The organism is Acidaminococcales bacterium (genome assembly GCA_031290885.1).
GTDB lineage: Bacteria > Bacillota > Negativicutes > Acidaminococcales > JAISLQ01 > JAISLQ01.
This window is the reverse complement of sequence record JAISLQ010000009.1, coordinates 1-13196: the sequence shown is the minus strand read 5'-3', so window position 1 is coordinate 13196 and position 13196 is coordinate 1. Positions and strand designations below refer to the sequence as shown.

The following is a 13196-nucleotide window of genomic DNA, read 5'->3' as shown; positions in this document are numbered from 1 at the left end:
CCGCAAAAAGTTATTAAAAGGTGCATTAATACGTTTTGAAAGCGGCGATTATGGCAAATGTTGATCTGTGGCTGTTGATATTTCTTGTTTTCGCCGGGTTTGTCGCGTCCGTCATTGATTCGGCCGTAGGCGGCGGCGGATTGATTATGGTGCCCGCTTTCATGCTGACCGGCCTTGAACCGGTAGCGGTATTGGGAACAAACAAACTGGCGGCGGTTATGGGCGCTTTCGCCGGCGCGGCGACTTTTTGGCATTCCGGGAAAACCGATCCTGAAATATTGCGCTGCCTTTTCCCGACCGCGTTTATTGGGTCGGTCTTTGGCGTTTATACCGTACACCTGATCTCTTCTGAATTTTTGCGCCCGCTTGTGGTAGCCATGCTTGTCATAGTTACAATCTACAGCGTTACCAGGAAGAATTGGGGCGCCCGGGCATCTTACGCCGGCATGAAAGGGAAAAGGGCATTTTTAACGGCCGCGGCCGTTTTTGCCCTCGGATTTTATGATGGATTTTTTGGGCCGGGCACAGGTTCTTTCCTGCTGTTTTTCTTTCTCTGCCTGGGCTTTGATTTTGTTGGCGCGGCCGCCAACGCGCGAGTGCTAAACTTCGCCAGCAACATGGCGGCCGCCATATCTTTTTCTTTTTTGGGGCTTGCAAATTACTTTTACGCCTTGCCGGTAGGGATTTCGATGGTTTTGGGATCGTTCGTCGGCGCACGCATGGCCATTCACAAGGGAGCGGCTTATGTGCGCCCGCTTTTTGTGTTTATCACGGTGCTGCTTATTGGCAAACAGATCTGGGAAATGTGGGGGAAATGAAAAAAAATTAATCTGTTGTACTTATTGTTGTTTGCAATGTTTTGAAATATAATATTATGTGTGAAAACCTATAAATAAATCTCATGTTTTTTATTTTTTATTGAATGCGGAGGAGTTAAAAAATGTTTGCATTTACCCAGGATCAGCTTGACGCAAAAAAAACGGCCAGGGAATTCGGCGAAAAGTATCTTGCGCCAACCGTAGCCGCAAGGGACGCAAAGGAGGAGTTTTCCCGCGCCATCTTTGAGGAAATGGGGAAACTCGGCTTAACGGCGATTTGTTTCCCGGAAGATTATAATGGTTTGGACGGCGACACTTTAAGTTACATCATGGCGGTAGAGGAAGTGTCCAAGTACGACGACGGCATGGGCATCACTTTGTCGGTGCATGTGTCGCTTTGCTCGTGGCCTATTTTTGCCTACGGCACCAAAGAGCAAAAAGAAAAATTCCTGCCGCCCCTGTGCGAAGGCAGCAAGCTGGGCGCCTTCGCTTTGACGGAGCCGGATGCCGGCACGGACGCGTCGGCGCAAAAGACTGTCGCGGTGAAAAAAGGCGACAAATACGTCATAAACGGTAGCAAAATGTTCATAACAAACGGTTCGGAAGCGGATGTATACGTTATTTTCGCTATGACCGACAAAACCAAAGGTGTAAGGGGCATATCCGCCTTTATTGTCGAAAAAGGCACACCCGGCTTTACATTCGGCAAAAAAGAAGAAAAGATGGGTATACACACTTCCATTACTTGCGAACTTGTTTTTGAGGATTTGGAAATCCCGGAAAGCAACTTGTTGGGCAAAGAAGGCGAAGGGTTCAAGATAGCCATGTCCACGCTGGACGGAGGCCGCATCGGCGTTGCCGCCCAGGCGCTGGGCATCGCGCAGGGAGCGCTTGACCACGCCGTTAAATATTCAAAAGAGCGCATACAGTTTGGCAAACCTATTGCCAGCAACCAAGCCATCGCCTTTACGCTCGCCGACATGGCTACCCAAGTTGAGGCGGCGAGGTGGCTTGTCTATAACGCGGCCGCTAAAAAGGACAAAGGGCTGCCTTTCAGCAAAGAGGCTGCTATGGCCAAACTTTTCGCCTCTGACGCCGCCATGTCCGTCGCAACCGAAGCGGTGCAGATTTACGGCGGCTACGGATACAGCCGTGAATATCCGGTGGAGCGCCTGATGAGAAACGCCAAGATAACCCAAATATACGAGGGTACCAATCAGGTGCAGCGCATGGTCATATCAAGCGCGCTTTTAAGCTGCAAATAAAATTTTGCCGTGCCCGGCGCGCTTTAGCGGAAGCTGCCGCTCTCGCTAAAGAAAGTTCGGTTCAAGGCGGCGCTTTGGTTTATATTTTGCATTGTTTGAGGAGGGGAAAGTTTTGAAAAAAATTTTAGTTGCCGGAACAGGGCAAATGGGCGGCGGCATCATTCAAGCCGCTTTGCAAGGAGGGTACCAGGTCAACGCTTACGACGTGGCAGCGGCGCCGCTTGCCGCGCTAAAGCCTAAAATAGGAAAGGCTTTCGCTAAATTAAAAGAAAAAGGCAAAGCGGACGATGCGCAAATAAACGGCTGGCTCAACAGCCTTACTGTCTGCGATAGCCTTGAGGCGGCGGCCGCGGACGTCGATCTTGTGATAGAAGCCGCGACGGAAGACGTCGATCTGAAAATCGGACTTTTTAAAAAGCTTGATGAACTTTGTGCCGAAAGCGCCATTTTGGCCAGCAACACATCGTCCATTTCCATAACCAAGATCGCTTCCGCCACGAAGCGGCCGGAAAAAGTAACCGGCATGCACTTTTTCAATCCGGTCCCGGTTATGAAACTGCTGGAAATTATACCCGGCTTGTATACATCGGAAGAAACCTGTGGAGCTTGCCGGGCGTTAGGCGAAAAACTCGGGAAGACGGTAGTCAGGGTAAATATTGATTCGCCGGGCTTTGTTGTCAACAGATTGCTTATTCCGATGATCAATGAGGCCGTTTTAGTTTTGCAGGAAGGAATAACAAACGCGGAATCTATAGACAAGGCCATGTCCGCCGGCGCCAATCACCCAATGGGCCCTTTGGCGCTTAGCGACCTTATCGGCAATGACACGGTGCTGGCGATCATGCAGGTACTGTACAATGAATTTCAAGACCCTAAATATCGCCCGGCGCTTCTTCTCAAACGCATGGTAGCGGCCGGCAAACTCGGCCGCAAAAGCGGGAAGGGGTTTTTCCAATACTGACCGGCATTGAAAACCGGCCTAAGGGCAATCCGCAAATTTGGCGCAAATCATTTTGCGCATTGAGCGGGAATAATAATTTATGAGGTGATAAAATGCGACAAGCAGTGATAGTTTCCGCGACAAGGACCCCGATCGGGAACTTTAACGGGGCTTTAGCCAATGTAACGGCCGTTGAGCTTGGCTCGATCGTGATCAGGGAAGCGATAAAAAGGGCGGCGATTGCCCCGAAAACGGTCGATGAGGTAATAATGGGACATGTCCTGCAAGCGGCGCAGGGACAAAATACTGCCCGCCAGGCGGCGGTAAAAGCCGGATTGCCGGTTGAAACGTCAAGCTTCACGGTCAACAAGGTGTGCGGGTCCGGGTTGAAAGCGGTAACATTGGCTTGCCAGGCGATAATCGCCGGCGACGCCGAAGTGGTGGTAGCTGGCGGCATGGAGAACATGAGCTGCGCGCCATACGCCATCGACAAGGCACGCTGGGGCTATCGCATGGGCGACGGTAAAATCGTCGATACCATGATCAAGGACGGTTTGTGGGATTCTTTCAACGACTATCACATGGGCATTACCGCAGAAAACGTTGCGGAAAAATTCGGCGTTACCAGATTCGACCAGGACGAAGCAAGTTTCAAGTCGCAGGAAAAAGCCGTGAGCGCGATTGCGGCGGGCGCGTTCGTTGAAGAGATTGTCCCGGTAACCGTGCGGGGCAAAAAAGGCGACGTAACTTTCGCCGTGGACGAATACCCTAAAGCCGGCGTCGATATGGCCGGCCTTAGCAAACTAAAGGCCGCTTTCAAAAAAGACGGCACGGTAACCGCCGGCAACGCATCGGGAATTAATGACGGCGCCGCGGCGTTTGTGCTGATGTCCGACCAAAGGGCCGAAGAATTGGGCGCAAAACCGTTAGCCAAAATACTGTCTTACGCCAGCGCGGGCGTAGATCCTTCCATAATGGGCATAGGCCCGGTTTCGGCTACCAAAAAGGCCTTGGCTAAAGCGGGGCTGAAAATTTCCGACATTGACCTGATAGAAGCCAACGAAGCCTTTGCCGCGCAATGGGTTGCGGTCGGGCGCGAGCTTGGGTTTCCGCCCGAGAAGGTCAACGTCAACGGCGGCGCCATAGCGCTGGGACATCCTATCGGCGCTTCGGGCGCGCGTATCTTGGTTACGCTTTTGTACGCCATGAAAAAGAAAAAAGCGGCAAAAGGCCTGGCGACTCTTTGCATTGGCGGCGGCCAGGGCATTGCCGCAGTCGTGGAATTGTTGTAGCGATAAATCGCAAAATGCGCCGGGGCAGCGTTTTAACCGGGGGACGGCACAAAATTGAAAGGGCTGATACACTGATGCGACGGAAATGTCTTTGGGCGGCATGTTTTTTGACTTTTGCTTTTTTGTTGGCAGCCGGCAACGATTTTGTTTTTGCCGCGAAAAAGAAGGAACCGGTCGTTGCGGAAGGGCCAGCTCTTGCGCAGGATGTTCGCCCGGACGGCCCCAATATAACGGATAAGGCCAAAGGGCGGGTTGCCTTGCGGCATTCGGGGGCGGCGTTGAAGTTTGGCATGCGCGGCGAGCCGGTGGAAGCGCTGCAAAAGAGGCTGCAAGAAGCGGGCTATTACCGGGGAGCGATTGACGGCATTTTCGGCAGCGCAACTCTAAACGCAGTCTTTATGTTCCAGACGGTCAACGGCTTGACGGCTGACGGCATCGTCGGCGCCGATACGATAAGAACCTTGAACCTGCCTGACGCACAAATCAAAAGTCCGCCGCCGGAGGATGTGGCGAGGGGCAGTTCGCGCGGCTACAGCAAGATAGTCGTGCACGCCAGCAGTTTTTTGGGCGCGCCTTATGTATGGGGCGGCGTTACTCCTGCCGGCTTTGACTGCTCGGGTTTTATCTACTATTTGTTTGGACAGTATGGAGTGGCTATGCCGCGAATGGCCGACGGCCAGTTCCATGTCGGCGTGCCTGTGGAGAGGGCCAATGTCCAAGCGGGCGATTTGGTTTTTTTCAGCACCTATGAGCCGGGGCCTTCACATGTCGGCATATACATGGGCGACGGAAATTTCATCCACGCCAGCTCCGCCGCCGGCCAGATTACGATAACGTCCATGCAAAAAGCTTATTACGTGGAACGTTATTTGGGGGCGCGCCGTTTGCCGCCCCGGTTATTGGAATGATCGCCGCCCGTTTAATTCCCGGTCCGCGGCGGACGGCGATTTTGAAAGTTCGGGCATAGCCGGCCGCGCGCGAGGGAAAAATAAACATTCTGCGATGCCGTTATTTAGCGCTTTCCCCTGTCTCTGTTTTCAGCGTCAGGCTTATTTCAAAGAGCCGGCTCCAAGGAAGATCTACTTTTGTTTCCAAAGAAACTATATAATATTGGCGTTTATCGTCGCTGTAAAAAGGGTGCAGCCCTATGTTGCGCAAAAATATCCTTTCCTGCTTGTATTCAAGCAGGTCTTTTATTTTTCCCAGAACCAGTTCCTTTTTCTCGGCAATGGCGCGGCCAAGGCCGGCTTTGTCCAATAAAAGGCCAGTTTTTGCCTGGACGTCTTTTTGATACAGCCAGTCGTCAAGTACGCGCGCGATCGTAAACTCAAAGTTTTTATGATAAACATAAGGAAGATGCTCCGCGGCGGAACTTTTCACCGTGCCGGAAAAAAGCGCGCTTTGCGCCAAGGCCGTGCCAATGGAGTTGCCTGCGGTATTCCAGCCGGCGTAGGCGGACAGGGAAGATAACGGGATGTTTTCCGCTAAAAGCGCGGACATGACAGTCTCCCGCCTTTGGAAATTTACGCTTAAATCCACCAGCGCCAGCAGCTTGCTTTGGGCGAGCGCGTGAACCTGCCGGGCGGCGCGGGCAATGTCGGAAGCGGAAGTTTTCTCGTCGCCGCAATGCACAAACAGTATTATGTCGGCGCTGCCGGCATCTTCAACCGCCCGCGCGCCGACGGCGGCGATTTTTTCCCGTACGGTCTCTTGGACGGTCGCCGGCATGAAAGGCATGACCATGTTGGCGGCGGTTTCCGTTGAGTACATGACTTTTATTTTTGGCGTGTACCGCCGGCGCTCATTGGCGTAAGCGGCCAATTCCAGCATGGCCAATTCGTCCGCGCCGCAGGAGGTGAATGCTTTGTCCGCTATGTTCAGGCTGCCGATGTATCTTTCCGTTTTGCGTTTGTTGGCATTAGGGCGGCCAAACGGCTGCCCGTCGTCTTGTCCGACGATCAGCCGGTCAAAGGCGCCGGAAGCGGCGAGCAGGCAGAGTTCTTGGTTGAATTTGTCGTTGGCGCTGTAACGGAGGTTAAAATCTTCCACTAACTCTGGCGGCAGGACGGACAGCATGTCGGCCATGCGGATAAAGTCCGTGTCATGGCCGAAGGCGTCGTACATATCTTTTTTGATTGCGTAGATCATCATGTGGTATTGCCAAAGTTTGGTCGCGTCGTTTTCCGGGATCAGCAGACGGGGTATGATGGAAAAGGCGTAGAGGGGAATGTTTTTGCTTTGCTTTAAAGAGCGCAGCAAGCCCATAGCGGACGTTTCCGCGTTTTCGTCCCGCGTCGGGCTGCGCGAGGCCACCAGGCCGCCATGCAAAAGCATGTCTATGGAGACAATCAGGGCATCGGCTCCATCGGTGCTCCAGGTTAGCCAGTTGCGCAGTCCAGCGGTATTGCCGGGCGTTTTATAGTTGCCAAGAAGCTCCGCGGGCGGTACAATGATAGAGATGCCGTTTATCAAGCCAAGTTGCTTGACAAATTGCAAGCAGGGCGGCCTTTGGTCAAGCGGCAATAAGATTGCGGCGCTTGTGGCGATCGCGCGGGGGGCAAGGGTTACGGGCGTCGTTTTTGGTTTCCGGAGATAAAAAACCATTTTGTCGTAATTAAAAGAAAAACCTATGATCATAAATAATATAAGGCTTGTATGAATTATTCTTTTCTTATTTAACATAAAGCATTTCCTTGCCGTTGCGTAGCGCCCACTTTCAGGCGCGCGGGAGCGCGTAATTTTGGGGGGAGTTTTCCTATGCGCATTATTGCCGGCAAAATTAAGGGCCTGAAGCTGTTTGCGCCCAAAGGGATGCAAGTCCGGCCTACCGCCGACCGCGTTAAAGAATCGGCGTTTTCGATTTTAGGCGAGGCGAGAATAAAAGAAGCCCGGGTGCTCGATCTTTTTTCCGGCAGCGGCAATCTCGCGCTGGAGGCGTTCAGCCGCGGCGCGTCCACGGCCTTGTGCGTGGACAGCAATGAGGTCAGCATAAAGTATATAGCCCGCAACGTCGAAAAGGCAAAAGCGGGCGGCTATGTAAAAGTATATCGCGGCGACGCGCTCAAGTCTATCGAATTTCTGGCCAGGGGAAAAAAGCTTTTTGATCTTATTTTTTGCGATCCACCTTATGAAATGGGCTGGGTGGAACTAATATTAAAAAAAATAAAAAAACACAATATATTGGCCAAAGATGGTATAATCGTGATAGAATATTCAAGGCATGAAAAGTTTTTTCCGCCGGCAGGTCTACATATTGAACGCGACGAACAATACGGCGAAACGATGACGGCTTTCATTTGCGGGGACGCGCTTTCAGGAGGGAAATGTGAGGAAAGTAATCTGCCCGGGCAGTTTTGATCCGGTCACGAACGGCCACCTTGATATATTTTTGCGGGCGTCCGTGATGGTTGACGAAATTATAGTGGCCGTTTTCCATAACCCGATCAAGGGAAAAGCCATGTTTTCGGTGCAGGAGCGCGTTGAAATGCTAAAGGAGTGTACCAGGGACATAGCGAACGTGCGGGTCGACAGTTTTTCGGGTTTGCTGCACGAATATGTCCGCCGCGAAGGGGCAAACGCCATTTTGCGCGGCTTGCGGGCACTTACGGATTTTGAATATGAATTTCAAAGGGCTTTGATGATCAAAAAACTTGACCCCAATATCGAAACGATATTTATCATGACCAAGGCGGAGTATTCATTTTTAAGTTCAACCGGCGTCAGGGAAATACTGGCTTTCGGCGGTTCCGTGAAAAATTTGGTGCCGGCCTGTTTGGAAGATAGCATAAACGATAAATTCAAAAATGCGAAATTCGCTTCTGCGTTGAAATAAATTGCTACTATGCAAGGAGGCTTGCGTACATGAATGAAATGGAACGCGTGTTGGACGATTTGGAAAACTTGATAATGGACGCATTCAGGATTCCTCTGATTAATAAATACCTTATTGATCCAGAACGGTTGGGTCAGATAATGGATGCGATAAGGACGGCGGTACCGGTGGAAATAAAGCAGGCCCGGCAACTTTTAAATGACCGCGAGCGGCACAGGAACGAGGCGATGGAGGAAAAACAGCGCATAATAAAACAAGCGGAATTTACTGCGGAGAAAATGATTTCCGAAGAAGAGATCGTCAGGCAGGCGAAAGAATTCGCGGAAGAAATAAGGCGGGCCGCCAACGAGGAAGCGTTCAAGATCAGAAGCGACACCGAAGAGTACGCGCAAAAGTTGCAGGACGAAGCGCTGGAATTTGCGAACAAGATGCACGAGGAAACTAATATCTATGTAGGCGAGATTTTTGAGTATATAGAAGCTACTTTGGACAAAACGGCGGAAGCGGTGCAAAAAAGCAAAGAATTCCTGAACAAGAAAGCGCGCGGAGAAACATAACAGCCGGAAGGCGAAGTGCCGTTCAACTGACATAGACCGGTTTTTTCCTGAAATCTTGGCCGGCGGCGTTTTCCCCTAACAATAGATAAAACACATCCGTCGCTTTTATATCGGCGTCGATGCCGCGCATGGCCGGTTCGGATGCTTTTTTCTTGTAAAAATCCGGCAAATTTGTTATAACAGGCGATTGGCTTTCCGCCTGTATTTTTTTTATTAAACCGCGCCCGCGGCCGTCAAAAGCCAATACGCGCAGATAGGGCGCGCGTGCCCCGGCCGGGTTTTCGTCGTTTGACACTATCAATTGGCTGATGATCCTCATTATGCGGGTTTGCGGATAGCGCCGGCTGGCGGCGCGCTCTATCAAGGCCGATAATGAATTTGCGCTCAAAGCGGCTTTTTTTATGCGATTTTCCAATCCCTCGCTGCAATCGGCTATTTTGCGCATCTTTGCCGCCGCCAGGTGCCGCAAGCGGTAAAAAGCGATCTTTTCCAATGCGCCGTCATCAAGCAAAAGCCGGCCATTGCCAAAAGCGTTACGCAATATTTCGGCGCTATAGGGCGGCAGCGCTTTCAATATGTCCCTGCCCGGGCAGCGGCTTTTAATTATCGCGTCCCTGACAGAGCGCGCATCGGATATTTCCCCATCAGGCCACGAGCCCGCAGGCATCCGTTTTACGGCTACCGGTCGCATGGGGGACGAGAGGGCGTTCAGCGCCTTTATGTATTCAATCGCCAGGATGCTGTTAGGCTGGTAAACAGAGGAAGGAGCATCGGGGAAAAACAGCCTGACGGCCGTTTCCACTGCTTTGGCGTATGTCTGCCCTTCCCGCAGCGTCATTTTAAGCGCAAAGGTAAAATCCGTTTGAACGCTTTTGGCGGCTATGGCCGATAGAAGGTTGATGTCGTCGCATTCCGCGCCAAAACAAACGTCGGTTACAATCCCTGTGGCGTTTAAGAGGGCTGTGCCGCCGCGCGCGAAAAACTCCGCGCTTTTGCAGGCATGGTGAAAAGGCAATTCTATTACCAGATTCACGCCGCCGCGGACAGCCGCCTCGGCGCGCAGCCATTTGTCCATAAACGCCGGCTGCCCGCGTTGCGTGAAGTGCCCGCTCATCACGGCGATTATAGGGATTTGCCCCAACCGGGATCGTATTTCGCCAATCTGCCATTTGTGTCCATTGTGAAAGGGATTGTATTCGGCCGTTATTCCGGCGATCTTATCCATATTTGCCCATTTTTCCCTATGGACAGGCGTTTTGGCTGTCCGCTTAAAAAACATGGAGATTTTCACATCTTGTTATAGTATAATACATCATGGCATGATTTTAAAGGGAGGGATATTTTGATGAACATTTTGGTGGTAAACTGCGGAAGTTCTTCTTTAAAATATCAACTTATAGACATCAATGAAGAGAAAATCATGGCAAAAGGGCTTGTGGAAAGAATCGGCCTGCAAGAGCCTGTTTTGAAATATACTGCCGGCGGCGATACATTGGTGGACGAAGTGGTTGCTAAAGACCATGTAGAGGCTATAAAACTGGCGCTTGACAGCTTGACGGATCCGCAAAAAGGCGTTATAAAAGATCTGTCGGACATTGACGCGATCGGGCACAGGGTTGTGCACGGGGGAGAGAAATTTGTCGATTCCGTGCTCATAACCGATTATGTGCTGAAAGGCATAGAAGAATGTGCGGAATTGGCGCCCCTTCATAACCCGCCCAATATTGTCGGGATAAAAGCATGCATGAAGCTCATGGCCAACACGCCGCAGGTGGCGGTGTTTGACACGGCGTTTCACCAGACTTTGCCCAAAATAGCCTATATTTACGGCCTTCCCTATGAACTGTATCTCAAATACGGCATAAGAAGGTACGGCTTTCACGGCACGTCGCATAAATATGTGGCGCAAGTCGCCGCCAGCATGATGGGCGAACACATGAGCGACCTGCGCATAATTACCTGCCATTTGGGCAACGGCGCAAGCATAGCGGCAATTAAATATGGAAAATCAATTGATACAAGCATGGGATTCACGCCGCTCGAAGGATTGGTTATGGGGACGCGCTCCGGCGAATTGGATCCGGCGATCCTTCCCTTCATCATGGAAAAAGAGCACATGAGCGCGCAGGAACTTGATGAGTATCTCAACCGTAAATCCGGCATACTTGGCATATCGGGCATGTCCAGCGATTTTCGCGATCTGGAGGCGGCGGCGCACGACGGCGACGAACGCTCGCAATTGGCGATCGACATCTTCGCCTATAAAGTGAAAAAATATATCGGCGGCTACGTTGCCGCCATGGGCGGGGTTGACGCCATAGTGTTCACTGCCGGCCTCGGAGAAAATTCGCCGGCAATCCGCGATAAAATATGTAACGGTTTTGAATACCTGGGCACCCGCATAGACGCTGAACGCAACCAGATGCGCGGCAAAGCGCAGGAGATAAGCGTGAGGCGCTCGCCGGTAAAAATATTTGTAATACCGACCAACGAAGAACTGGTAATTGCCCGCGACACGGCAACGATCTGCCGCCCGATCATACGCTGAAGGACTTAGGGAGCATCTGATAACCGATTGCGGCACTATGCGGATGTTTTCCCGCCCGCGCCCGCCTTGGCGAAAGCCGGCGATGCCGTCTTGCCGCACGAGAAAATCTCCCGGCTTGGTAGCCACGGACAGTTGTCAGGCACGGAAGTCAATTTTCCAAAAAAGCAGGGAAGACAAGACATAATGAGAACATGAGAGAAGAAAGGGGGCTAAAGATAACGGAATAATTTGATGGGTAGAGTTGACCAAAGAATACGAGCCGTATTTTTGCGGCGCGGAGGCTGCAAGCACTATCGTAGTCGCAGGGACGTTCCGCAGATCCCGTAATTTGCAACAAATACACGAATGGGCAAGCCAGAAAAAACATCCGCATTGCCGCGCCGGAAGCTCTCCGTTGGCCACGTGCCCGGCTGCTATTGGTTAACGTGCTTGCCGAAGATGTTGGAGCCAAAATCCCTGAGCGAATGTTTTACGAGACGGGTCCTGCCGCTTTTGCCGGAGAAAGCGGCAGGGTTAGCCGTTTCCTTCGATGGCAAGACCATATGTTCCACGGCAAATGTGGAGAGATACGAAAACCCGCGCATATCGTTAGCGCGCAAATTGCGAAACTGGGACTAACTCTTGGACAGGAAGCGGCAGAAGGCAAAAGCAACGAAATTCCGCCAGTTCAGCGACCGATCAAAATGCTGAGGCTGAAAGGGCGCATGGTTGGCGCGGATGCGTTGAACTGTCAAAAGGATACCGCGAAAGCAATTGTTGGGCAAGGAGCGGACTGCCTGTTAAGCGCAAAGGATAATCAGCCCCGCCTTAAAAGGGACATAGAGGATTGCGTTCAGTATGAGCAACTGAGAAAATCCATGAAATCCATAACGGTTTGTGAAAAGAATCGCGGGCGCGTTGAGAAACGCGCCCGCGATTGTAACGGATGAGGCAACCCGGGCCGACCCGGAGAATAATTGGAGGGTCTGCCCAGTATCGGCGCGGTCAATACGCAATTCTCCGCCAAATCAGGAACATCAAAAGAGTGGCATTATTACATATCCGGCAAGACGCTGACGGCGCGGGAACTTTTGAGCCATGCCCGCGCCGAATGGAGTGTTGAATCCATGCATCGGCTGCCGGATGTTCATTTTGGCGGGGATTCCTGTCGGGGGCAGGATGAAACCGTACAACGGATTCTAAATATCATCCGCAAAATCGCACTCAACGCATTGCGTATCTACCGAGACAGACATTGTCCTAAACACTCTTTTTCAAGCCTTATGCGTAATTGTCTCGTTGCTTTTGTCTTTATTTTGAAACTGCTTCCCGCTTGCGCGGGGAAGTTCCGATATGTTGTTTGCTCAACTTTTCTTCGGTTATGCGCAGACCGTGAGCGAAGGCGTAATTATCGAACTCGTCTATGGACATCTGTCTTATTTGCCCATCGTCAAGCGCCACTTCAAACAGGTGCAATTTGCCTTTTACGGGTATCGGCTCAATAGGCACAACGTCCTTGAAAAGCCAGGCGTATTTTTTCGGCTCGATTTTCCAGTCATCTTCATAGGCCGCCGCCTTGCGATGCTTCTCGGCGAAAGGCTTTATGGCGAAAAGCCTGTTTTCAAGTTCGCTCAAATTGGGGCCGCGCTGTGAAGCGCAGATCAAAATGCCTCCCCGATAGTCCGTAGCCCATGAGCGAATTTCGGCGGTTTTTTCTCCGCTTCGGACAGGGTTCGCACAAGGGCAAATACGCTCGCATTCCCGTCTGCAGGCGTACTGCCGACTTGCGCGGCGATTTCGCCGACTTTGGTATTGACCTCATCGAACATACCCGTGAAGTTGGCGATTATAGTCAAATACTTTTAAAACAGTAGCAAAGAGCGTCATCAAAACAAGAAAAATTAGCGAGCGTTCTGCGCAGTTTAGCTTTTAGCCATGCCCAAAAGTTTTCAATTGGATTCAATT

Annotated in this window: 13 protein-coding genes; 10 read left to right on the top strand and 3 right to left on the bottom strand. The window is 51.5% G+C overall.

Annotated features, from left to right (window positions below; all coding sequences use genetic code 11):
* Nucleotides 1–50: 50 nt before the first annotated feature.
* The 5 genes from LBO03_01530 (at nucleotide 51) to LBO03_01510 (ending at nucleotide 5223) form a co-directional block, all read left to right on the top strand.
* Nucleotides 51–818 (top strand): TSUP family transporter, encoded by a 768-nt coding sequence (locus LBO03_01530; protein ID MDR3348283.1) that lies wholly within the window; start codon nucleotides 51–53, stop codon nucleotides 816–818.
* A 122-nt stretch (nucleotides 819–940) separates the two neighbouring features.
* On the top strand, nucleotides 941–2083 hold the full coding sequence (locus LBO03_01525; protein MDR3348282.1) for an acyl-CoA dehydrogenase: 1143 nt from the start codon (nucleotides 941–943) through the stop codon (nucleotides 2081–2083).
* Between the two features lie 112 nt (nucleotides 2084–2195).
* Nucleotides 2196–3044, top strand: a complete 849-nt coding sequence (locus tag LBO03_01520; GenBank protein MDR3348281.1) for a 3-hydroxybutyryl-CoA dehydrogenase — start codon at nucleotides 2196–2198, stop codon at nucleotides 3042–3044.
* A 92-nt stretch (nucleotides 3045–3136) separates the two neighbouring features.
* Nucleotides 3137–4315 (top strand): acetyl-CoA C-acetyltransferase, encoded by a 1179-nt coding sequence (locus tag LBO03_01515; protein MDR3348280.1) that lies wholly within the window; start codon nucleotides 3137–3139, stop codon nucleotides 4313–4315.
* Nucleotides 4316–4422: 107 nt separating this feature from the next.
* On the top strand, nucleotides 4423–5223 hold the full coding sequence (locus LBO03_01510) for a C40 family peptidase (protein ID MDR3348279.1): 801 nt from the start codon (nucleotides 4423–4425) through the stop codon (nucleotides 5221–5223).
* Nucleotides 5224–5323: 100 nt separating this feature from the next.
* Here LBO03_01510 and LBO03_01505 read toward each other — a convergent pair whose 3' ends face one another.
* Nucleotides 5324–6952: a DUF4127 family protein gene (locus LBO03_01505; GenBank protein ID MDR3348278.1), complete on the bottom strand. Its 1629-nt coding sequence runs from the start codon at nucleotides 6950–6952 to the stop codon at nucleotides 5324–5326.
* Between the two features lie 120 nt (nucleotides 6953–7072).
* On the opposite strand from LBO03_01505, the gene rsmD reads away from it, so the two are divergent.
* From rsmD to LBO03_01490, 3 genes are read left to right on the top strand one after another with little or no spacing between them, the layout of a single operon-like run.
* On the top strand, nucleotides 7073–7672 hold the full coding sequence (gene rsmD / locus LBO03_01500) for a 16S rRNA (guanine(966)-N(2))-methyltransferase RsmD (GenBank protein ID MDR3348277.1): 600 nt from the start codon (nucleotides 7073–7075) through the stop codon (nucleotides 7670–7672).
* Nucleotides 7641–8147 (top strand): pantetheine-phosphate adenylyltransferase, encoded by a 507-nt coding sequence (coaD, locus tag LBO03_01495; protein ID MDR3348276.1) that lies wholly within the window; start codon nucleotides 7641–7643, stop codon nucleotides 8145–8147. Before rsmD ends, coaD begins: the two co-directional genes overlap by 32 nt.
* Nucleotides 8148–8176: 29 nt before the next feature.
* On the top strand, nucleotides 8177–8704 hold the full coding sequence (locus LBO03_01490) for a hypothetical protein (protein MDR3348275.1): 528 nt from the start codon (nucleotides 8177–8179) through the stop codon (nucleotides 8702–8704).
* A gap of 22 nt (nucleotides 8705–8726) precedes the next feature.
* Here the strand turns inward: LBO03_01490 and LBO03_01485 are convergent, their stop codons facing one another.
* Nucleotides 8727–9929, bottom strand: coding sequence for a nucleotidyltransferase family protein (locus tag LBO03_01485; GenBank protein MDR3348274.1), 1203 nt, complete (start codon nucleotides 9927–9929; stop codon nucleotides 8727–8729).
* 114 nt (nucleotides 9930–10043) lie between these two features.
* Between LBO03_01485 and LBO03_01480 the strand changes: the two genes are divergently transcribed.
* Both LBO03_01480 and LBO03_01475 read left to right on the top strand, forming a co-directional pair.
* Nucleotides 10044–11252 (top strand): acetate kinase, encoded by a 1209-nt coding sequence (locus LBO03_01480; protein ID MDR3348273.1) that lies wholly within the window; start codon nucleotides 10044–10046, stop codon nucleotides 11250–11252.
* Nucleotides 11253–11677: 425 nt separating this feature from the next.
* The gene (locus tag LBO03_01475; GenBank protein ID MDR3348272.1) at nucleotides 11678–12181 is read left to right on the top strand and encodes an ISAs1 family transposase; all 504 of its coding nucleotides are present in this window, start codon (nucleotides 11678–11680) and stop codon (nucleotides 12179–12181) included.
* A gap of 361 nt (nucleotides 12182–12542) precedes the next feature.
* Here LBO03_01475 and LBO03_01470 read toward each other — a convergent pair whose 3' ends face one another.
* Complete coding sequence (locus tag LBO03_01470) at nucleotides 12543–12932, bottom strand: hypothetical protein (GenBank protein MDR3348271.1); 390 nt, start codon at nucleotides 12930–12932, stop codon at nucleotides 12543–12545.
* Nucleotides 12933–13196 lie beyond the last annotated feature (264 nt).